Here is a 20,217-nt window from a genome sequence, read left to right as displayed (position 1 = left end):
TTTGTCCGCGAAGCATCCAGCACCGGTCAGGCGCGATGCACCGGGTAAGCCGTGGTGTATTTCATTTGCTCCATGGCAAAACTGGAGGTGATGTTCGATAGCCCATCGGTACGGGTAATCAGCTTTTTGTAGAACCGGTCATACGCTGCGATATCGCCCACCACCACCCGCAGCATGTAGTCCCAGTCCCCGGACATGCGGTAGCACTCCATCACTTCCTCGAACCCGGTCACGGTCGCGGCAAACTGCTCCAGCCAGGCGCTGTCGTGGCGCTGGGTCTTGAGCTGGACGAACACGGTAAGCCCCAACCCCAGCCGTTCGGGGTCCAGCAGGGCGACACGGCCGAGGATATAGCCATCTTCCTCCAGGCGCTTGACCCGCTTCCAGCACGGTGTGGTGGACAGGTTGACGGCCTCGGCCAGGTCCTTCAGCGAGATCGAGGCATCACGCTGTAGCAGGGTAAGAATGTGCTGGTCGAAACTGTCCATATCGTGCGCTGGCCGTGCAGAAAAATATTTCACAGATTACCCCAAGGCCAGACGATTTGGGTTGTGCGATAGTTGCAGCTTTCATTCTGCCAATGGGCCTGACCATGTCCGACAAGCCGCGCAATTTCGCCACCCGTACCATTCACGCCGGCGAGCAGTTCAGCGTTGCCGATAACGCCATTTTTCCGGCCATCGTCACCGCCAGTTCGTTCACCAAGCGCAGCCTGGACGATAAACCGGAATATTCCTACAGCCGCGTCGGCAACCCCACCCGGCATGCCTACGAAACCTGTGTCGCTGCCCTGGAAGAAGGCGTGGGCGCTGTGGCCTGCGCCTCGGGGGTCAATGCCACCGCAACCGTGCTTGAGCTGCTGCCCAAGGATGCCCACGTGGTGGTGATGAACGGCGTGTACGGTGGCACATTCCGCATCATGGAAGATTACCGCAGCCGCACCTCGGGGTTGACCACCACCTATGTCGATCTCAACGAACTTGAGGCCGTAGCGGCTGCGATCACGCCGCAAACCCAGCTGATCTGGATCGAGTCGCCGACCAACCCGTTGCTGCACCTGGTCGACATCAAGGCGGTGTGCAGCCTGGCCAGGGCGCGGGGGATTCTTACCTGCATCGACAACACGTTCTGCTCGCCGTGGAATCAGCGCCCGATCACCTTGGGCGTGGACTTGGTGATGCACTCGGCCAGCAAGTACATCGGTGGCCACTCCGACCTCACCGGCGGTGTGGTGGTCGCCGCCAATGACGCGCTGCTGGCACGCCTGCGCCGCATCAGCATGGCGATTGGTGCGGTGCAGGGGCCGTTCGACTGCTACCTGGCCCTGCGCGGCCTGAAGACCCTGGATGTGCGCATGGAGCGCCAGTGCGCCAATGCCCTGAAGGTAGCGCGCTTCCTGGAAGGCCACGCGCAGGTCGAGCAGGTCTATTACCCGGGGCTGGAAAGCCACCCACAGCATGAACTGTGCAAACGCCAGATGCGCAGTGGCGGGGCAGTGGTGGCGATGAAGGTCAAGGGCGACCGCGCCGCGCTCAACCGCCTGGTGGAGGCATTGCAGATTTTTGTGCTGGCAGACTCGCTGGGCGGGGTTGAGAGCATGATCAACCATTCCTGGAGCATGTCGCACTGCTCGCTGAGCCCGGAGCAGAAAGGGGTGATGGGGATCAGCGAGAACCTGCTGCGGTTGTCGGTAGGTATCGAGGACTACCGTGATCTGGTCGAGGACCTGGATGGGGCGTTGAAAGCGCTTGTTGCTGTGTGAGGGCTGCAGGCCCTTTCGCGGGTGAACCCGCTCCTACGACGGTCTGCGCATTGGCGTAGGAGCGGGTTTACCCGCGAATACGGTAGCGGCGGCAACGGTGAACGGCCAGGGACCTTGGCCAGCAGGCCCGGCCCTTTCGCGGGTGAACCCGCTCCTACGACGGTCTGCGCATTGGCGTAGGAGCGGGTTTACCCGCGAATACGGTAGCGGCGACAACGATGACCGGCCAGGGACCTTGGCCAGCAGGCCCGGCCCTTTCGCGGGTGAACCCGCTCCTACGACGGTCTGCGCATCGATGTAGGAGCGGGTTTACCCGCGAATACGGTAGCGGCGGCAACGGTGAACGGCCAGGGGCATTGGCCAGCAGGCCCGGCCCTTTCGCGGGTGAACCCGCTCCTACGACGGTCTGCGCATCGGTATAGGAGCGGGCTTGCCCGCGAAGAGGCCGGTGGATTCAATAGATGCCTGTCAGGATTTGGGCGGATGAATGATCCGTTCGATCTTGTCCTTGATCAGCAACCTTTCCTTGCGCAGGCGGTTGACGGCCTCGTCGTTGGTTCCGTTGCCTTCGGCGGCGACCACCTCCTTGTCCTTGGCGTTGTACTCCTTGTGCAGTTTGTGCAGGTCCTGATCCTTCTCCATGAGCGCCTGGAATGCATCAGCGGTAACGTGCAGGTCAGCGAGCAGATCATGCGGAACTGGCATTTCTTCACCTCTGTCAGGGTTGTCGGTAAGGCTCTGATCACTGAGGATAGCTGTCTTTGCGCAGGCTGGTGACGGCTGTCCAGGCTGAATGGCAGCTGAATGCTTTTGCGATAACTTGTAAAAGACGCACCTTCACGAAATTGTTACCGTCTTTTTCACAAAAAATTGATGACGTGCTTTCTAGAGTTCACCCAACTTTCCCACGGTGCCTTCTGGCCTGGGGGGTGAAAATCACTCTTGATTGCGAACGCTGATGCTCAACTTCAAATCCCTGCGGACTGAATGGGTCACGCTGCTGGCCAGTCTTTACCTGCTGATCGGCTTCAACATGTTCCTCTGGGAGCACCTGCAGGCGGTGGTTCCTGCCGGCCTGTCGGGGTTATGGCTGAGTCTGGCGTTTGCCGTGCTGATGCTCTTCGCCTTCAATCTGATCCTCACGTTACTTGCCTTCCGGTATGTATTGAAGCCGGTACTTATTGTGTTGTTCATGAGTGGCGCGGGCGTGGCTTACTTCATGAACCAGTACGGCGTACTTATTGATACCGGCATGTTTCGTAATATGGCCGAGACCAATATTGCGGAAGTGCGCGACTTGATGTCGTTCAAGTTTGCCGCGTATATCCTGCTGCTGGGCGTGCTGCCTTCGGTGCTGCTGTGGAAGGCGAAGATCGCTTACCGCCCCTGGCACCGCGAGCTGCTGGGCAAGTTAGTGGTCGGTGGTGCCTGTGTGGTGACCATCGGTTCGGTCGCGTTGGTCAATTATCAAGGACTGTCGTCGTTGTTGCGCAATCACCATGAGCTGCGCCTGATGCTCACCCCCAGCAATATCGTCGGGGCGTCCATTGGTTATGTCAGCGAGCGTGTCGGTACGGCTTCGCGCCCGTTCCAGCATTATGGTGAAGATGCCAAGCGTGATGCGGCCTGGCAAAAACATGAGCGCAAGTCGTTGACCGTGCTGGTGGTCGGAGAAAGTGCCCGGGCAGACCATTTCGGCGTGCTGGGCTATGACCGCGATACCACGCCCAATCTCGCCAGGGAGCAGGGCCTGCTGGCGTTTTCCGACGTGCACTCGTGCGGTACGGAAACGGCGGTTTCGGTGCCTTGCATGTTCTCGGGCATGAAGCGCAGGGACTACGACGCCCGCGTAGCGAAAAACCGTGAAGGGCTGTTGGACATCCTTCAACGTGCCGGCCTGGCCGTGCAGTGGCGCGACAACCAATCGGGCTGCAAAGGCACCTGCGATCGTGTGCAGTTCATCGATGTCAGCAACCTCAAGGACCCGCAGCTGTGCGCCAATGGCGAATGCCATGACCAGATCCTGCTGCAAGGCCTGGACGCGCTGATCGACAACCTCGACAAGGACACCGTGCTGGTGCTGCACCAGATGGGTAGCCACGGCCCCGAGTACTTCAAGCGCTACCCCAGTGAAGACGAGCGCTTCACCCCGGTGTGCCAGAGCAACGCGTTGAACCAGTGCAGCCAGGAGGAAATCATCAACGGGTACGACAACACCCTTGCCTACACCGACAAGGTGCTGGCCTCGCTGATCGATACCCTGCGCAGCAAGCAAGACAAGGTCGACACCGCGATGATCTACCTGTCCGACCACGGCGAGTCGCTGGGCGAGTACAACCTGTTCCTGCACGGCACGCCGTACGCCATCGCTCCCGAGCCGCAGAAGCATGTGCCGCTGCTGACCTGGTTCTCCGACAGCTACAAGGAGGACTTCGGTATCGACAACGACTGCCTGGCCCGGCTCAGCGATACCCCGTTGTCCCAGGACAATCTGTTCCACTCGATGCTTGGCCTGTTGCAGGTACACACCGAGCTCTACCAGCAGTCGCTGGACATGTTCGCCGGTTGCCGGCCCTGGCTGGCAGCCAAGCGCTGAAGTCAGTCGCGTGTCATGCAGGCTTGCGCGGTCCCTGTGGGAGCGGGCAAGCCCGCGAACCCGTGCCAAGCCCGTGCCATACACCGTGTTGCCTTCTTCGCGGGCGCGCCCGCTCCCACAGGGTGGACTGCCCCCTGAAAGCTGGACAGTTTCACCAGCAGTGCCCTCGCCGTATATACTGCGCGCCAATGTTAGTGGGAGAGCCTTGTGGCCATCGAAATTCACTGGATCCGTGACGACCAGAGCCTGGCCGAGCACTGCCGCGACTGGCACCAGCTGCCCTTCGTCGCCGTCGACACCGAATTCATGCGGGTCGACACCTTCTACCCGAAAGCCGGGCTGATTCAGATCGGCGACGGCCAACGTGCCTTCCTGATCGACCCGCTGCTGATCGGCAACTGGCAACCCTTGGCCGACCTGCTGGAAGACAGCGGTGTGGTCAAGGTGCTGCACGCCTGCAGCGAAGACCTCGAAGTGCTGCTGCGCCTGACCGGCAAGCTGCCTCAGCCGTTGTTCGACACTCAGCTGGCCGCCGGTTACCTGAACCTGGGCTTCTCCATGGGCTATTCGCGCCTGGTGCAGGAAGTGCTGGGCATCGAATTGCCCAAAGGTGAAACCCGCTCTGACTGGCTGCAACGCCCGCTCTCGGAAACCCAGGTCAGCTACGCTGCCGAAGACGCCGTGCACCTGGCCGAGCTGTTCACCGTGCTGCGCCCGCGGCTGAGTGACGACAAGTACGCCTGGGTGCTGGAGGACGGCGCCGAATTGGTGGCTGCGTTGCGCCGTGAAGTCGAGCCCGAAAGCCTGTACCGCGACGTCAAGCTGGCCTGGAAGCTGGCGCCTCAACAACTGGCAGTGCTGCGTGAGCTGTGCGCCTGGCGCGAGCGCGAGGCGCGCAACCGCGATGTACCGCGCAATCGTATCCTCAAGGAGCACTCGCTGTGGCCCATGGCCAAGAGCCAGCCGAACAACCTGTCGGCCTTGGCCAAGATCGACGAGATGCACCCGCGCACCATTCGTCAGGACGGTGAGTTCCTCATCCAGCTGATCAAGCGCGCCGCCAGCCTGCCGGCCGAGCAATGGCCAGCGCCCTTGCCCGAGCCGCTGCCGATCGAGGCTGCCGGCCTCCTCAAGCAGTTGCGTGCCATCGGCCAGGCCGAAGGCGAGCGCCTGGGGATTGCGCCCGAGCTGATGCTGCGCAAGAAAGCCCTGGAGGCGCTGCTCAAGAGCGGTTACCCCAATGGCCCTTATCAACTGCCCGATTCGCTGCGCGGCTGGCGCCGTGAGCGCATGGGCCAGGCCCTGCTGGACAACCTGGCAGGCGCCGGAGAAACCCGATGAAACGCATTTGCTCGATCTACAAAAGCCCACGCAAGAACGAAATGTACCTGTACGTGCTCAAGGCTGACGGCCTGGAGCGCGTGCCTGAAGGCCTGCTGCCGTTCTTCGGCACCCCCGTGCACGCTTTCGACCTGGTGCTCAGCCCTGAGCGCAAGCTGGCCCGCGAGGACATCAGCAAGGTGCTGGAGAACCTCGAAAGCCAAGGCTACCACCTGCAGATGCCGCCGCTGGAAGATGAGTACATCGAGCACCTGCCCGAAGAGCTGCTGCGCCGTAACGACCCCGTCTGACCATGCGCGTACTGATTGCTGAGCATGACCATGCTCGATACGCCGAGCTTTTGCGCGCAGCCGCGCCTGAAGTGGAAGTTCTGACCAGCGGCGACTCTGCCGAACTGGCCCGCCAGGCACCGCAGTGCCCGGTGTGGCTGGGCCAGCCGGACTTGCTGGCAAGTCTGCTGCGCCAAGGCCATAAGCCTGCCTGGATGCAGTCGACATGGGCCGGTATCACGCCGTTGCTGGCCGATGGCCTACCGCGTGATTACCGCCTGAGCCGGGCAGTGGGTATCTTCGGTCAGGTGATGGCCGAGTACATGCTCACCTATATGCTAGGCCATGAGCGTGAGGTGCTGGCGCGTCTGGTCAGCCAGGTCGAGCGGCGTTGGGATGACCACCCGGGGCGCAGCCTGGAAGGGCGCAAGGCACTCATTGTGGGTGTAGGCGACATTGGTCAGCGTGTGGCCGAGTTCCTGCAGCCGTTTGGTGTAGAGCTTTACGGGGTCGCCAGCAGCGCCCGTGAGCAGGCGCCGTTCGTCGAGGTGGCGGCGCTGGCCGACCTGCCGCGCATGGTCGGCCAGGTCGACTACGTGCTAAACCTGCTGCCGGATACCCCCGCCACTCATGACCTGTATGACGCAGCGCTGTTCAAGTGCTTCCAGCCCTCGGCCTTGTTCATCAATGCCGGACGCGGTGTAGCAGTGGTCGATGCCGACTTGGTAGGGGCGCTGAAAGAAGGCCATCTGGCCGGTGCGGTGATCGATGTCTGCCGGCAAGAGCCGCTGCCCAGGCAACACCCGTTCTGGAGCGCGTGGGGCTTGTTGCTGACCGGACACAGTTCGGCACCCACCTCGCCGACAGCGATGGTGCGCTTGTTTGTCGAGAATGTGCGGGCTTATGAAGCGGGGCAGGGGTTGCGGGGTGAAGTCGATTTCGCCCGGGGCTACTGATCGCTGTGGCCTGTACCGGCCTCGTCGCGGGTAAACCCGCTCCAGCTCAGGGTGGTGATCCCCCCCGCAGGAGCGGGCTTGCCCGCGAAGAGGCCAGCACTGCCAACACAAACCTTACAGGCTGAAATCGCCTTCAGCAGCCAGCACGCTCAGCGGTTTGCGCGGGCTCGGCACTTCACGCGCCTGCAGCGCTTCGTCCAGGCTGGCCTTGTCCCCCAGCTTGCCGATCGCCACCATGGCGTGCAGTACGTAACCCTCGGGAATCTTCAGTTCCTGACGTGCCAGGTCCTGATCGAAGCCGGCCATGCCATGGGTATGCCAGCCGCTGATGCTGGCCTGCAGGGCCAGGTGCCCCCAGGCAGAGCCCGTGTCGAAGGTGTGCCATAGCGCCGGTTTTTCTTCCGTAGCGCCCGGGGCCGCGAAGGTAGTCTTCGAAATGACCAGCACCAGCGCCGACGCCTGTTGCGCCCAGCTGCGATTGAAGGGAACCAGCAGGCTCAGGTAACGCTCCCAGTTCGGCGTGTCGCGGCGGGCATAAAGGAAGCGCCAAGGCTGCGAGTTATAGGCCGAAGGTGCCCAGCGGGCGGCTTCGAGGAAGCTCAACAGGGTTTCTTCGCTGATCGGCTCGGCGGTGAAGGCGCGTGGCGACCAGCGGTTGATGAACTGCTCGTTGATGGCGTAATCGGCAATGCGGGGGGTGGCGCTCATGGCGGCTCCTGCAAACGGACGGGAAAAGCGCACGCTACTGCGTGCCGTCGCGACTGACAAGCGGTCTGGCTTTGCCGAAGGCCAGGCTCTAGACTGGCGCCGCTGCGCGCCGTGGCCCCCAAGATGAAGGCAGGAACCCTGTGTGATGATCGCTGAAAACGCGCCGTTCTGGCGGCGCAAGACCCTCGAACAACTCAACCAGCAAGAGTGGGAGTCGCTGTGCGATGGCTGCGGCCTGTGCTGCCTGCAGAAGCTCGAGGACGAAGACGACAACAGCGTCTATTACACCCGCATCGCCTGCAAGTTGCTGGACCTGGATACGTGCCAGTGCAGTGACTACCCCAGCCGCTTTGCCCAAGTGCCGGACTGCATCCAGCTTACCCCGGGCAAGGCCGACCAGTTCAAGTGGCTGCCGAGTACCTGCGGTTACCGTCTGGTCAGTGAGGGCAAGGACTTGCCGGATTGGCATCACCTGGTCTGTGGCGATCGCCAACAGGTCCATGAACAGCGCATTTCCCAGTCGGGGCGTATGCTCAGTGAACACGATGTGCACGAAGACGACTGGGAAGACCACCTGATCTTCCGCGCCAGCTGACCGGCGCGGCCTGCCTCGGGGAAACAAGGAGTTTCTGTATGCGTTGCCAGCTGTTGTTGCTGTTGGGCCTGATGGCCAGTTCGCCGGCCTGGGCGAAAAAGGTCGACCTCGACTACCAGGTGCGCCTGCTGCCTGCCAGTGGCCAGGCTGAAGTGCGCGTTACATTGGCCGAAGGCAGTGTGGTGCGCAGCCTGGACTTCGACCTGAGCAAGGCTGGGGTTTACAGCGGCTTCCAGGCTGATGGGCAATGGCAGCTGAAGGGCCAGCGTGGTGTATGGCAACCAGCGGCCGGCAAGACCAGCCTCAGCTACCGCGTGCAGCTGGACCAGAAGCTTGCCAGCGGCGCCTATTCATCACGCATCACCCCGCACTGGGCACTGTTCCTCGGCGACCAGCTGATACCTCCTGCGCACCTCGACCAACAGGACGGTACCGAGCTGGTGGCGCGCCTGGCTTTCGACCTGCCCGAGGGCTGGAAGAGCATCGAAACGTCCTGGCCGCGCATCGGCAAGGAGAAGTTTCGCATCGACAACGTGTCACGCCTGTTCGATCGCCCGACCGGCTGGATGCTTGCCGGCGACCTGGGCAGCCGCCGCGCTCGCCTGGGCGAAACCGAAGTGACCGTGGCCGCGCCGGTGGGGCAGGGCATGCGACGCATGGACAGCCTGACCTTGCTCACATTCGTCTGGCCACAACTACAGGCTGTGTTCCCGCGCAACCCGCCCAAGCTGCTCTTGGTCGGGGCGCGTGACGGCATGTGGCGAGGGGCTATGGCTGCACAGGGCTCGTTGTACCTGCACAGTGCCCGGCCCATGGTCAGCGAGAACGGCAGTAGCCCGTTGCTGCGCGAACTGGTGCAACTGTTCGCGCAGGTTCACGGGCGTGACGGTAGTGACTGGCTGGTAGAGAGCCTGACCGATTATTACGCCAACGAGTTGCTGCGCCGCTCGGGCGGGATGAGTGACGACCGCTACCAGGTCTGGCAGGCGCGCCTGAGCAAGCAGGGCGCCAAGGTCAACAGGCTCAAGGGTGAGCGCGCCAGTCCGGCGCAGGTGGCCCGTGGCGTGATGCTGTTGCAGGCGCTGGACAAGGAAATCCGCATTCACACCCAGGCCAGGCGTTCGTTGGACGATGTGGTGCGCGGGCTGATGCGCCTGCCCAGCGTCAGTACCGAGGACTTCGTCCAGATCAGCGAGAACGTGCTGGGACGGCGTTCCGATGTGCTGCAGAGCAAGGTGCTGCACTAGGCCTCCCTGGCCCCTGGCAATCGGCAAGGCGACATCTTCAGCAAGTCGCATTTCAGGTGTGTAAAGTCGTACCTGGAATACACCGCCGAGCAGAAACTCAGCATTGTTCACGGGGCGAAACCGAGGAAGGGGAGCGCGCAGCCGACCATCGTCGGCAACGTTGATCGCGACAACCCATGGTTTGTCGAGGCAATGTTCCGCCCGGTTTCGGTGCTGTTCTGACGGAGCTCAGCACCTGGCCGTCCTGTGTTGGCAGGCCTGTCCTGCCGCCGCAGTGGCGGCCTTTTTATTTGAACTTGGGTCCCGAGCGGGTATTCAGCCCCTTGGCCAATCGGTCGTACAGCACCACATTCACCGTCGCCGCCAGGTTCATGCAGCCCTCGGTTGGTATGTAGATTGTCTCCTCACACCATCCCCTCACCTCTTCGCTCAACGAGCCATCCTCTGGCCCGAAGATGTAAATGGCCCGGTCTGGATGGGTGTAGTCCGGCAATGGCCGTGCGCCCTCCACCAGTTCCACCGCCACGGGCGTGCAGCCCAGCGGGATAATGCGCTGCAGGTCGTCGATGCCGATCAGCGGGATGTCGTAGTGCACACGTTTGGTGTCGGTGACGAAGTCACGCGCGCGCTCATAGCGTTTGCCCGTGTAGAACACCGAATTGACGCCGTAGCAGCCCGCGGCGCGCATCACAGAGCCGACGTTTTCTGCCGACTTGGGGTTGAACAGGCCGATGCAGCTGTATCGTTTGTTTGCCACGTACCGGGGCCCTTCGCGAAAAAAGCGCGATTATACGGGCTGCCCGGTAGCAGCGGGGGGCGAATCGATGGTCAGTCTTTCTTCAGCATGCCCGCCAGCCCGGCAAACGGGTTGTGCGTGGCCTTGGCAATGCTCGGGGTGCTGGTGGAGCCTTCGCTGAAGTACTGCTGGTCGGTGTAGCGCGAGTGCTCGTTGTCGTGGCAGTACAGGCACAGCAGCTCCCAGTTGGAGCCGTCCTGAGGATTGTTGTCGTGGTTGTGGTCACGGTGATGCACGGTCAGTTCGCTCAGGCGCTTGCCGGCGAACTCGCGGGCGCAGCGGCCGCACACGTGCGGGTACATTCTCAGGGCCTTGTCGCGGTAGCCCATTTCCTTGTCGCGCTTGGCATCGGCCAGGATGCGGTCGAGGCGCGCGGTAGCGGCGGCAGAAGAGGTGGAGCTCATGGTGTTTCCTTTGTTCTGATCAGGCAGGTGACGGTTATGCCATTGAGTCTAGCGCGCTTGCAGGTCAGGCGGACAGGCGAAAGCGTTGATTTAGGCGTAGCCTGTAGCAAGGTTCCCGACAGGAGGTTGCTGATGTTTCACGCGATCCTCGCCGCGCTGTTGATGGCTGGCCTGCCTCTGGCAGAAGCTGCCAGCACGCCACCTCGACTCAATACGCCAGTGCCTGGTGCACCGGGTACGCCCACGCCCACGCCATACCCGCAGATAACCCCGAGTACACCGCCCAAGGCTTATGACAGTCAGCCGGGGGCGCCGTTGTTGCCGCCGATGCCAGTGCCCGGCCCGCCGAAGGACCAGCCATTGCCCGGGTTGCGGCCGGAGCCGCCGAAGCCGCCGGCGCAGGATGATTGAGCATGAGCACTCTGCGCCGCCATCATGTGTGAGCAACTGTCTTGCTCAACTTCTAAAAGCTGGCGCGATCGCTGTGGGAGCGGGCTTGCCCGCGAACACCGGCGCAGCCGGTGCCAGGCACTGCATTGAATTTTTTGCGGGCTTGCCCGCTCCCACAGTGATCGCGCGGGTGCTCAAACCTGGGTTTAGGCAATACCTAGCTCGCCAAACACGAACGCATACTCCAGCGCCACATCCTTCAACCCTTGGTACCGCCCGCTCATCCCACCGTGCCCAGCCCCCATCTCGGTCTTGAGCAGCAGCAGGTTGCTGTCGGTCTTGAGCGTGCGCAACCTCGCCACCCATTTGGCGGCTTCCCAATACTGCACGCGGCTGTCGTTGTAGCCCGCCACCACCAGCATCGCCGGGTAGGCCTGCGCTTTCAGGTTCTCGTACGGTGCATAAGCCTTGATCCGTTCATACACCTCCGGCTCCTCAGGGTTGCCCCATTCGTCGTACTCGGTCACGGTCAGCGGCAGCTCCGGGTCGAGCATGGTGTTGAGCACGTCGACGAATGGCACTTCGGCAATGGCGCAGCGGAACAATTCCGGGCGCAGGTTGAGCACCGTACCGATCAGCAGGCCGCCGGCGCTGCCACCACTGATGGCCAGGCGATCGGCGGCAGTCACGCCTTGGCTGATCAGGTGCTCGGCGCAGGCGATGAAGTCGCTGAAGGTGTTGTGCTTGTGTTCCTGCTTTCCGGCACGGTACCAGGCCTCGCCCAGTTCGCCGCCGCCACGCACATGGGCGATGGCAAAGGCCACGCCACGTTCCAGCAGGCTCAGGCGCGCATGTGAGAACCAGGGGTCGAGGCTTTCGCCATAGGCGCCATAGCCGTACAGGTACAGTGGCACGGTCTTGCCCAGGTCCTGGCGGCGGCGTACCAGGCTGATCGGCACCTGGGTGCCGTCCGCTGCGGTTGCCCACAGGCGCTCACTGACATAGTCATCGGCATCGAACGCACCGAGCACCGGGGTTTGCTTGAGCACGACCTGAGCGCCCGTGGACAACGCCAGTTGGCGCACCTGGGCCGGGCGGTTGAGCGCTTCGTAGCGCAAGCGTATGCAAGGGCTGGCAAATTCCAGGCTGTCCTGCACGTACAGGCTGTAGGCGGCGTCTGGCAGTTCGACGCGGTAGGTCGGCAAGCCCTGTGGGCGCACGTCGATGATCGGCAGGCCGCCTTCGCGCAGGCTCAGGGTCAGGGCACCGCTATTCAGGCTGAGGCCTTCGAGCATGACCGTGTCGCGGTGCGCCACCAGCACCTGCCACTGTTCGCGGCTAGGTACTGGCGCGACTGGCGCGTGGTACAGGGCGAAATTGATGCCATCCTGGTTGGTGCGGATGAACCAGCGCCACTCGCCGTCGAGCTGGCCATGGTCGGGGAAGTATTCGTGGCCTTCGACGCGCGGCGCCAGGCAGGTGAACGGCGCCTGCGGGGTTTCGGCGTCCAGTACCCAGGCCTCACTGGTGGTCTTGCTGTTCAGCAGCAGCACCAGCTGGCGCTCGGAACTGGTGCGGTAGCAGTGCAGGAAGAAACGCCCGTCCGGCTCTTCGAACACGGTTTGGGCGGCGTCAGTGCCCAAGGTGTGGCGACGCAGGCGCCATGGGCGGTGGGTGTCGTCCAGCTCAGCGAAGAATAACGTCTGGCTGTCGTTGGCCCAGGTCAGGCTACCGTCGCAGTCGTCGAAGGGCAGGGTCGTGACACGGTCACTGGCCAGGTCTTTGATGTACAGGGTATGGATTTCGTCGCCGCTGGTGTCGAGGCTGTAGGCCAGCAGGCGGTGGTCGGGGCTGACGCTGAACGCGCCGAGGGAAAGGAAACCGCCGTTGGCCAGGACGTTGGGGTCGAGCAGCAGCTGCTCCTGGTTTTCATCGACGGTGTTCGAGTCGTCGGCGGGGCGTGGGCAGCGGTAGTGACGCGGGTATTCGTCGCCGGCGGTGGTACGGGTGTAGTACAGGTAGGGGCCCCAGGGCGCCGGCAATGACAGGTCGGTCTCCAGGATGCGGCCTTTGATCTCTTCGAACAGTTGCTCACGCAACGGTGCCTGGTCGGCCAGGCAGGCTTCCTGGTAGGCGTTTTCAGCGTGCAGGTAAGCGAGTACCTCGGGGGTGTCGCGCTTTTGCAGCCAGGCATACGGGTCGGTGGCCTGGTCGGCTTGGGCAATCGGGGGTTGGGGCTTGGTTGGCATTGAAGGTCTCTTGATTGGAGTTGCCTGTGCCGGCGTCTTCGCGGGTAAACCCGCTCCTACAGGGATCGCACCGAGGTAGGAGCGGGTTTGCCCGCGAAGACGCCGGCACAGGCAAACACTGTCTGCGCCCGGAAAAGTGTTTATCATAGGCATCTCTTTGCCTGGCTTGCACGAACACCATGACCGAGAACGACTACACCTTCGCCTGGGGCCTTTACGCAGTGGCCGCCTTAGGGTGCCTGCTGGTGGGCTTCAAGCTCACCGGCTGGATGTGGCGCTGGCTGCGCGAACCGCTACGGGTGGTGCTGGCGGTACTGCTCCTGACCCCGACCATCGTCGACCCGGTCAAGGACAGCTTCGCCCCGGCAATCGCCATCACTGTGCTGGATGTTGCCTTCAAGGTCGGCAACAACGCCTGGCGCGCTGTGTCCGACTTTGCCATGTACGGCATGATCGCCTTCGGCCTGTACTTCCTCTTCGTCTTGCTGCGCTGGCCGTTGGAAAAACGCGCGCGCGCACGCCGTGAACAGGCCGAAGCCGCTACCAAGCGTCAGCTGGCCGAGGATGATCAGCTCGGCGCCCAGGTGCCGCTGGCTGCCGAGCGCAGCGACCGGTACCGTGACGACTCGCCGCCAGCCGCTGCGCGTGGCGCAGGCCGGGTCGAGCCTCGTCTGTAAACGGAGACACGCCTGTGTGCGAACTGCTGGGCATGAGTGCCAATGTCCCTACCGACATCGTTTTCAGCTTCACCGGCCTGATGCAGCGGGGCGGGCGTACCGGCCCGCACCGTGACGGCTGGGGTATAGGCTTTTACGAAGGTCGTGGTCTGCGCCTGTTCCAGGACCCGGCGGCGAGCAGCGAGTCGGAAGTGGCCAACCTCGTGCAGCGCTACCCGATCAAAAGCGAAGTGGTGATCGGTCATATCCGTCAGGCCAACGTCGGCAGGGTGTGCCTGTCCAATACCCACCCGTTCGTGCGGGAAATGTGGGGCCGCAACTGGTGCTTCGCGCACAACGGCCAACTGGGTGACTTCAAGGGCCTGGCCAGTTTCTACCGGCCAGTGGGCGACACCGACAGCGAAGCGGCCTTCTGCGACCTGCTCAACCGCATCCGCAGCGCCTTCCCCGAACCGGTGCCGGTGGAACAGCTACTGCCAGTGCTGGTCGAAGCCTGTGCCGGCTACCGTGGTCAGGGCGTATTCAACTGCATGCTCAGCGATGGCGACTGGCTGTTCTGTTTTTGCTCGACCAAGCTGGTGCACATTACCCGCCGAGCGCCATTTGGTGCCGCACGGTTGAAGGATGTCGACCTGATCGTCGATTTTCATACCGAAACCACCCCCAACGACGTGGTCACGGTGATTGCCACCGAGGCCTTGACCGAGAACGAGACCTGGCACCGCTACGCGCCGGGTCAGTGGGCCCTGTGGCGGCACGGCGAGTGCGTGGCGCACGGCCAGAGCTAAGGACGCTGCATGTTCAGAAGTTACCTGCGATTGCTGTTGTTCACCTTCGGCCTGCTGGCCGGTATCCAGGTCCCGGGGCTGGTCAAGGACTATAGCCAGCGGGTCGAGGCGCACCTGTTCGAATCGCGCGAGGCGTTCGATGGGTTCCGGCAAACGGCCGAGCGCTTTTTCAAGGGCGACTTGCAGGCGCTGCTGCAGCACTACCGCAGCAGCGACGATCCGGTGTTCAACAGTGACGCCAACAGCATCGAAAGCCTGATGATCCGCAACGAACTGCTGGAAAACGAATGGCAGGTGCTGCAAGGGTCATGGGCCGAGCGTACCTGGCATGTGCTGGTGCAGGCCGACCCGCAGTTGCGCGAAGAAACCCTCAATGGCTACAGCTACCAGATTCTGCTGGTGCCCGAGGCGATCGGCTGGGGTGTGGGTGCCGGTTTTGTGCTGGCCTTTGTGGTCGAAAGCCTGTTGCTGGGGATTGGCTGGCTGATCCTGGGCGGGCGGCGCAGGGTGGTGAAAGAGAGCTGGCGCTAAGTTCTGCTGTACCTGTACCGGCCCTTTCGCGGGCTTGCCCGCTCCCACAGGTACAACCTGGCCCGCCAGGCCTGTGATGATCCTGTGGGAGCGGGCAAGCCCGCGAAGGGGCCGGTACAGGCAGAGACCGTCGTTCAGACCAGCACGATCCGCTGCCCACCCACATCCCGCGCATACCGCTCCAGCACCTGCCGGCAAACCCCAACCACCTCATCTACCAACACCACCCCGGTCTGCCACGCCACTACCAGCTCCAGGCTCGGCGGCGGCTGCAACCCTTCCAGCAGCACCAGCTCGCCCCGGCCCAACTCGGCATCCACCAGCGCCGGCGGTAGCGCGCCAATGCCAAAACCGTCGCGCAACAGCCGGGTAATCGCCGCCACCGAGTTCACGCAATTCAACCGCGGCGCCTCTGCCCCAGCAGTCTGCAGCAAGCTCAGCACCTCCTGGTGCGGCCGTGAATTCTTCGAGAAGGTGATGATGCGCTCGCGCCCAAGTTCGGCCAGCGACGCATAGTCCCGGTGCTGGTGGGCGCCTGCGGCCACCACCCAGCCCATTGGGTAGCGCGCCAGGTCGAGGCTGCGGATCGATTGCTCGCGCAGCAAGTCGGTCTGCAAAATCACGTCAAGAAAACCCTTCTGCAACTGCTCGCGCAAGTTCAGCGCGGTGTCGGCCACCAGTTCGATTTCCACCTGCGGGTAGCGCTCGCTCAACTCCGCCACCAGTGCGCTCATCCAGGTGTGGATCACAGTGTCCATCACCCCGATGCGAATGCGTCCGACCTTGGCCCGGTCGCTGTCCAGCGACTGCTTCATGGCCTTGGCGGTTTCCAGCATGCGTTCGGCGTATTCCAGCACCTTGCCGCCCTCCGGGGTCAGGCTGACCCCGCGAGAGTCGCGTAGCAGCAGCTTCACGCCCAGGTCAGCCTCCAGTGCGGCAATACGGCTGGATACCGAGGCCTGGGTGGTGAACAGCTTTTCTGCCGTCAAGCGGAAGCTCTTGAGCCGGGCGACCCAGACGAAGGTTTCGAGGAAGCGAAGGTTCATGATCAGTTTTTCTTGTTCCAGACCGGCGGTTTTTTTCGTTGGACGCAGGCGAGGCGGCCTCTGAACAATGGCGCCCAGGCCGCGACGCTTTATGTCGCCCATAAAACAATACCAACAAGCCGAGGCATCCATGAACCCCACCGGCGCGCAGCAGCAGGTCAGTTCCTTCCCTTCGTCCGGGCCTTTCGCCTGGTACCGCGACATCGACAAACAGCAACGACGTACCTTCTGGAGCTGCAAGATCGGCTATGGCCTGGACGGCATGGACACGCAGATGCTCAGCTTCGTCATCCCTACGCTGATCATGCTGTGGGGGCTCACCACCACCGAAGCCGGCTTGATCCACACCAGCACGCTGATCGCCTCCGCTGCAGGAGGCTGGGTGGCCGGTATCCTCTCCGACCGCATCGGCCGGGTGCGTACCCTGCAACTGACGGTATTGTGGTTCGCCTTCTTCACTTTCCTGTGTGGCTTCGCTCAGAACTACGAGCAACTGCTGATTGCCCGAACCCTGATGGGCTTTGGCTTCGGTGGTGAGTGGACCGCCGGTGCGGTGTTGATCGGCGAGGTGATCCGCGCCCAGGACCGCGGCAAGGCGGTGGGCATGGTGCAGTCCGGCTGGGCAATCGGCTGGGGCCTCACAGCCATCCTCTATGCGCTGCTGTTCTCTTGGCTGCCGGCAGAGCAGGCCTGGCGTGCGTTGTTCCTGCTGGGGCTGGTACCGGCAATCTTCGTGATCTTCGTTCGCCGCCTGGTCAAGGACCCTGAGGTATATCGCAAGGCCAAGGCAGTGGAAAACGCCGAGGCACCTTCGCGCTTCTACGAAATCTTCGCCCCGGGCATGCTCTGGACCACCGTGCGGGCATCCCTGCTGACCACCGGCGCGCTCGGCGGTTACTACGCCATCACCTCGTGGCTGCCAACCTTCCTGAAGAACGAACGCGGCCTGAGTGTGCTGGGCACGGGTGGCTATCTGGCCATGGTGATCGTCGGCTCGTACGTGGGCTATGTGGTCAGCGCTTATCTGTCCGACCTGCTGGGGCGCAAGAAGAACTTCATTCTGTTCGCCGTGGGCTCTTTCGTCATTGTGCTGTTGTACACGCAGATGCCGGTCAGCGATGGTGTGATGCTGTGGCTGGGCCTCCCGTTGGGCTTCTTCGCCTCGGGTATCTTCAGCGGCATGGGGGCATTTCTGACCGAACTGTTCCCCACGCGCATTCGGGGTTCGGGGCAAGGCTTCTGCTACAACATCGGCAAGGTCATCGCCGCGCTGTTCCCGTTGATGATCGGCATGCTCGGCCAGAATGTTCCGCTGGGCCTGGGTATCGGTGTGTTCTCTGCTGTGTCCTACGGCATTGTGATCTTGGCGGCGCTGAGCCTGCCAGAAACCCGCGGCAAACACCTGCAGGCGCGGTAAGGTAGGTATATGCACAACGACAAGGGAGACCGCGTGGTGGAACGCCTGCTACTCAATTGCGACATGGGCGAGAGTTTCGGCAGCTGGCGCATGGGCCTGGATGCCGAAGTCATGCCTTACATCGATTGCGCCAACATCGCCTGCGGTTACCATGCCGGTGACCCCGGTATCATGCGTCGCACCGTGGCGTTGGCGTTGGAGCACGGGGTGACTATCGGCGCTCATCCGGCCTACCCGGACCTGGTCGGCTTTGGCCGCCGTTCCATGGCCTGCAGCCCGGAAGAAATCCGCGACCTGCTGCATTACCAGATCGGTGCGCTGGATGGCATCTGCAAAGTGCTGGGTGGCCGTGTGGCCTATGTGAAGCCCCATGGGGCGCTGTACAACGACATGATGGCCGACCCGCTCAAGCTGCGTACCGTACTGGAGGCCGTAGCGGCCTATGACAGCCACCTGCCGTTGATGCTGATGGCCACCGCCGACAACCGAGCCGCCCAGGCACTGGGTGATGAAATGGGCGTGCCGCTTTGGTTCGAGGCGTTCGCAGACCGCGCATACACCGCCAGCGGCCATCTGCTGTCGCGGCGCCTGCCGGGCGCGGTGCATCACGACCCGGCGCAGGTGGTGGAGCAGGCTGTGCGTCTGGCCCGAGGCGAAACGCTGGTGGCTGACGATGGCAGTGCCTTGCAGCTCGCCGCCCGCACCCTCTGCGTGCATGGCGACAACGAGAGTTCGGTGGCGGCGGTGCGGCAGATTCGCCAGGCCCTCGATGGGCTGGAGGCGTGATGAAGCCCCGAATCGAAGTGGTCGCCATCGACAGCCTGATGGTACGCCTGTTCGACCGTATCGATGAGGCCAACATGCCATGGATGCTCGCCGCCAGCCGGCGCTTGAGCGCGGCGTTCGGCGAGCACCTGCTGGACCTGGTGCCGTCCTACACCACGCTGATGGTGCAGTCGGCCCTGCCGCCGGGCGAGGCGAGGGCGCGAATCGCTCAGGCGCTGGACGGCTTGCAGCCTGACACCGGCAATGGCGGCCGCCGACACGAGATCCCGGTGTGGTACGACGCCAGTGTCGGCCCTGAGCTGCCTGTGCTGGCGGCCCGCAGCGGCTTGAGTGAAGCCGAGATTGTTCGCTTGCACTGCGAACGTGATTACCCGGTGTTTGCCCTGGGCTTCGCACCCGGTTTCGGCTTCATGGGCCTGGTCGACGAGCGCCTGGCCAGCCCTCGTCTGAGTACCCCGCGCAAGCGCGTGGCGGCGGGCAGCGTGGGCATTGCCGAACGCCAGACGGCAGCGTATCCGGCAGTATCGCCGGGTGGCTGGAACCTGATTGGGCGCACCCCGGTGCGTTTGTTCGACCGTGAGCGTGAGGGTTACAGCCTCTTGCAACCCGGTGACCGGGTGCGCTTCGTGCCGGTTTCGCGCAGTGAGTTCCTGACCATGGGTGGTGATGTGGAGGCGCAGGGATGAAGCTGTTGAGGATCGAGGCCAGTACGCCGTTGTGCCAGTTACAGGATGCCGGGCGCTTTGGCGTGCGTCATTTGGGCGTGACCCAGGGCGGGGCGCTGGACTGGGTGGCGATGCACTGGGCCAACTGGCTGCTGGGCAACCCGTTGGGGGCGCCGGTGGTCGAGGTGGCGCTGGGTGGTTTTTGCGTAGTGGCCGAACAGGATTGCGTGCTGGCCCTGGCCGGTGCCGACCTGGATGCGTGTGTCGATGGTCAGCCCCTGGTGCCATGGCGCAGTTTTGCCCTGGCCAAGGGGCAGCGCTTGACCCTGAAGCAGCCAAAACGGGGTGTGCGGGCGTATCTGGCGGCACCGGGAGGGTTTCAGGGCAAGGATGTGCTGGGCAGTTGTGCCACCGTGGTGCGTGAAGCCTTGGGTGGCATCGATGGTCAGGGTGCTGCGCTGGCTAAACACCAGGCATTGGCTTTTACCGGTAGCAATGCACCCCTGCGCGAAGTGCCGCAAGCGTTGTGCCCGCAGTTTGCCAAAAAGCCGGTGCTCGATCTGGTGATAGGCGCACAGATCGGCGAATTCAGCGGTACCAGCCTGTTCGAGGCATTCAACCGAGAGTGGACACTGGATAGCCGGGCTGACCGCATGGGCATCCGGTTGTTGGGCCCGCAGCTGGTCTACCAAGGGGCGCCGATGATCTCCGAAGGGATCCCGCTGGGGGCGGTGCAGGTGCCGCCGGATGGCCAGCCGATCGTGTTGCTCAATGACCGGCAGACCATTGGTGGGTACCCGCGGCTGGGCGCGCTGACGCCGCTGGCGCTGGCGCAACTGGCGCAGTGCATGCCGGGGGCGGTGGTGCGGTTCAGGGCGGTGGTGCAGGACGAGGCCTGGCGTGAGCAGCAGCTTTACCTGGGGCGTTGGTCGTAAGGCTGCTGGCCCTTTCGCGGGCTTGCCCGCTCCCACAGGGATAGCACTGCATTTGAGGG

General features: G+C 63.1%; 23 protein-coding genes. 16 read left to right on the top strand and 7 right to left on the bottom strand.

Annotation, left to right across the window (positions count from 1 at the left end; genetic code table 11):
* Nucleotides 1-26: 26 nt before the first annotated feature.
* Nucleotides 27-488 (bottom strand): Lrp/AsnC family transcriptional regulator, encoded by a 462-nt coding sequence (locus ACF8RA_RS21580; protein ID WP_003254691.1) that lies wholly within the window; start codon nt 486-488, stop codon nt 27-29.
* Nucleotides 489-580: 92 nt separating this feature from the next.
* Between ACF8RA_RS21580 and ACF8RA_RS21575 the strand changes: the two genes are divergently transcribed.
* Entirely contained in the window at nt 581-1,762 is a 1,182-nt protein-coding gene (locus tag ACF8RA_RS21575; protein ID WP_392460365.1) for a trans-sulfuration enzyme family protein, read from the top strand.
* A 468-nt stretch (nt 1,763-2,230) separates the two neighbouring features.
* Here ACF8RA_RS21575 and ACF8RA_RS21570 read toward each other — a convergent pair whose 3' ends face one another.
* Entirely contained in the window at nt 2,231-2,467 is a 237-nt protein-coding gene (locus ACF8RA_RS21570; RefSeq protein ID WP_014590026.1) for a YdcH family protein, read from the bottom strand.
* Nucleotides 2,468-2,720: 253 nt separating this feature from the next.
* Between ACF8RA_RS21570 and ACF8RA_RS21565 the strand changes: the two genes are divergently transcribed.
* The 4 genes from ACF8RA_RS21565 (at nt 2,721) to ACF8RA_RS21550 (ending at nt 6,924) form a co-directional block, all read left to right on the top strand.
* The gene (locus ACF8RA_RS21565) at nt 2,721-4,358 is read left to right on the top strand and encodes a phosphoethanolamine transferase (protein ID WP_176685782.1); all 1,638 of its coding nucleotides are present in this window, start codon (nt 2,721-2,723) and stop codon (nt 4,356-4,358) included.
* Between the two features lie 207 nt (nt 4,359-4,565).
* A complete protein-coding gene (rnd, locus tag ACF8RA_RS21560; protein ID WP_064491840.1) occupies nt 4,566-5,699 on the top strand; it encodes a ribonuclease D in 1,134 nt (377 codons plus the stop codon).
* Nucleotides 5,696-5,989: a YcgL domain-containing protein gene (locus ACF8RA_RS21555; RefSeq protein WP_021783370.1), complete on the top strand. Its 294-nt coding sequence runs from the start codon at nt 5,696-5,698 to the stop codon at nt 5,987-5,989. The genes rnd and ACF8RA_RS21555 overlap by 4 nt, the downstream gene beginning before the upstream one ends.
* Nucleotides 5,990-5,991: 2 nt before the next feature.
* On the top strand, nt 5,992-6,924 hold the full coding sequence (locus tag ACF8RA_RS21550) for a D-2-hydroxyacid dehydrogenase (RefSeq protein ID WP_209967543.1): 933 nt from the start codon (nt 5,992-5,994) through the stop codon (nt 6,922-6,924).
* Between the two features lie 114 nt (nt 6,925-7,038).
* Here the strand turns inward: ACF8RA_RS21550 and ACF8RA_RS21545 are convergent, their stop codons facing one another.
* The gene (locus ACF8RA_RS21545; protein ID WP_392519566.1) at nt 7,039-7,632 is read right to left on the bottom strand and encodes a nitroreductase family protein; all 594 of its coding nucleotides are present in this window, start codon (nt 7,630-7,632) and stop codon (nt 7,039-7,041) included.
* A gap of 145 nt (nt 7,633-7,777) precedes the next feature.
* Here ACF8RA_RS21545 and ACF8RA_RS21540 point away from each other — a divergent pair, with 145 nt between their 5' ends.
* From ACF8RA_RS21540 to ACF8RA_RS21530, 3 genes are read left to right on the top strand one after another with little or no spacing between them, the layout of a single operon-like run.
* Nucleotides 7,778-8,227 carry a YcgN family cysteine cluster protein gene (locus ACF8RA_RS21540; protein ID WP_176685786.1) on the top strand — a complete coding sequence of 150 codons (450 nt, stop codon included), beginning with the start codon at nt 7,778-7,780 and terminating at the stop codon, nt 8,225-8,227.
* A 38-nt stretch (nt 8,228-8,265) separates the two neighbouring features.
* Nucleotides 8,266-9,474: a hypothetical protein gene (locus ACF8RA_RS21535; RefSeq protein ID WP_176685787.1), complete on the top strand. Its 1,209-nt coding sequence runs from the start codon at nt 8,266-8,268 to the stop codon at nt 9,472-9,474.
* Between the two features lie 6 nt (nt 9,475-9,480).
* Nucleotides 9,481-9,696, top strand: a complete 216-nt coding sequence (locus ACF8RA_RS21530; RefSeq protein ID WP_370844815.1) for a hypothetical protein — start codon at nt 9,481-9,483, stop codon at nt 9,694-9,696.
* Nucleotides 9,697-9,760: 64 nt separating this feature from the next.
* Here ACF8RA_RS21530 and ACF8RA_RS21525 read toward each other — a convergent pair whose 3' ends face one another.
* Nucleotides 9,761-10,231 carry an RNA methyltransferase gene (locus ACF8RA_RS21525; protein WP_003254677.1) on the bottom strand — a complete coding sequence of 157 codons (471 nt, stop codon included), beginning with the start codon at nt 10,229-10,231 and terminating at the stop codon, nt 9,761-9,763.
* A gap of 71 nt (nt 10,232-10,302) precedes the next feature.
* Nucleotides 10,303-10,674 carry a YajD family HNH nuclease gene (locus ACF8RA_RS21520; protein WP_003254676.1) on the bottom strand — a complete coding sequence of 124 codons (372 nt, stop codon included), beginning with the start codon at nt 10,672-10,674 and terminating at the stop codon, nt 10,303-10,305.
* Between the two features lie 132 nt (nt 10,675-10,806).
* Here ACF8RA_RS21520 and ACF8RA_RS21515 point away from each other — a divergent pair, with 132 nt between their 5' ends.
* Entirely contained in the window at nt 10,807-11,085 is a 279-nt protein-coding gene (locus ACF8RA_RS21515) for a hypothetical protein (protein ID WP_176685788.1), read from the top strand.
* A gap of 185 nt (nt 11,086-11,270) precedes the next feature.
* On the opposite strand, the gene ACF8RA_RS21510 is transcribed toward ACF8RA_RS21515, so the two are convergent.
* The gene (locus ACF8RA_RS21510; protein WP_392460363.1) at nt 11,271-13,313 is read right to left on the bottom strand and encodes a S9 family peptidase; all 2,043 of its coding nucleotides are present in this window, start codon (nt 13,311-13,313) and stop codon (nt 11,271-11,273) included.
* Between the two features lie 179 nt (nt 13,314-13,492).
* On the opposite strand from ACF8RA_RS21510, the gene ACF8RA_RS21505 reads away from it, so the two are divergent.
* From ACF8RA_RS21505 to ACF8RA_RS21495, 3 genes are read left to right on the top strand one after another with little or no spacing between them, the layout of a single operon-like run.
* Nucleotides 13,493-13,990, top strand: coding sequence for an MFS transporter (locus ACF8RA_RS21505; RefSeq protein WP_252461632.1), 498 nt, complete (start codon nt 13,493-13,495; stop codon nt 13,988-13,990).
* 14 nt (nt 13,991-14,004) lie between these two features.
* The gene (locus tag ACF8RA_RS21500; protein WP_003254671.1) at nt 14,005-14,778 is read left to right on the top strand and encodes a class II glutamine amidotransferase; all 774 of its coding nucleotides are present in this window, start codon (nt 14,005-14,007) and stop codon (nt 14,776-14,778) included.
* 9 nt (nt 14,779-14,787) lie between these two features.
* On the top strand, nt 14,788-15,309 hold the full coding sequence (locus ACF8RA_RS21495) for a DUF2937 family protein (protein WP_392519565.1): 522 nt from the start codon (nt 14,788-14,790) through the stop codon (nt 15,307-15,309).
* Between the two features lie 134 nt (nt 15,310-15,443).
* Here the strand turns inward: ACF8RA_RS21495 and ACF8RA_RS21490 are convergent, their stop codons facing one another.
* Nucleotides 15,444-16,355 (bottom strand): LysR family transcriptional regulator, encoded by a 912-nt coding sequence (locus ACF8RA_RS21490; RefSeq protein WP_176685601.1) that lies wholly within the window; start codon nt 16,353-16,355, stop codon nt 15,444-15,446.
* A gap of 130 nt (nt 16,356-16,485) precedes the next feature.
* Between ACF8RA_RS21490 and ACF8RA_RS21485 the strand changes: the two genes are divergently transcribed.
* The 4 genes from ACF8RA_RS21485 to ACF8RA_RS21470 are packed head-to-tail and all read left to right on the top strand — an operon-like array spanning nt 16,486 to nt 20,158.
* On the top strand, nt 16,486-17,772 hold the full coding sequence (locus tag ACF8RA_RS21485) for an MFS transporter (protein WP_176685600.1): 1,287 nt from the start codon (nt 16,486-16,488) through the stop codon (nt 17,770-17,772).
* A gap of 9 nt (nt 17,773-17,781) precedes the next feature.
* On the top strand, nt 17,782-18,558 hold the full coding sequence (locus ACF8RA_RS21480; RefSeq protein WP_392460362.1) for a 5-oxoprolinase subunit PxpA: 777 nt from the start codon (nt 17,782-17,784) through the stop codon (nt 18,556-18,558).
* Nucleotides 18,558-19,244, top strand: coding sequence for a 5-oxoprolinase subunit PxpB (pxpB, locus tag ACF8RA_RS21475; protein WP_176685598.1), 687 nt, complete (start codon nt 18,558-18,560; stop codon nt 19,242-19,244). Before ACF8RA_RS21480 ends, pxpB begins: the two co-directional genes overlap by 1 nt.
* Nucleotides 19,241-20,158, top strand: a complete 918-nt coding sequence (locus ACF8RA_RS21470; RefSeq protein WP_176685597.1) for a biotin-dependent carboxyltransferase family protein — start codon at nt 19,241-19,243, stop codon at nt 20,156-20,158. Before pxpB ends, ACF8RA_RS21470 begins: the two co-directional genes overlap by 4 nt.
* The last annotated feature ends 59 nt before the right edge of the window (nt 20,159-20,217 follow it).

It is taken from the genome of Pseudomonas sp. FYR_5 (assembly GCF_043106315.1).
Lineage (GTDB): Bacteria > Pseudomonadota > Gammaproteobacteria > Pseudomonadales > Pseudomonadaceae > Aquipseudomonas > Aquipseudomonas putida_Y.
Note: the sequence above shows the minus strand (reverse complement) of the source record. Positions and strands in the feature narration are given on the sequence as shown.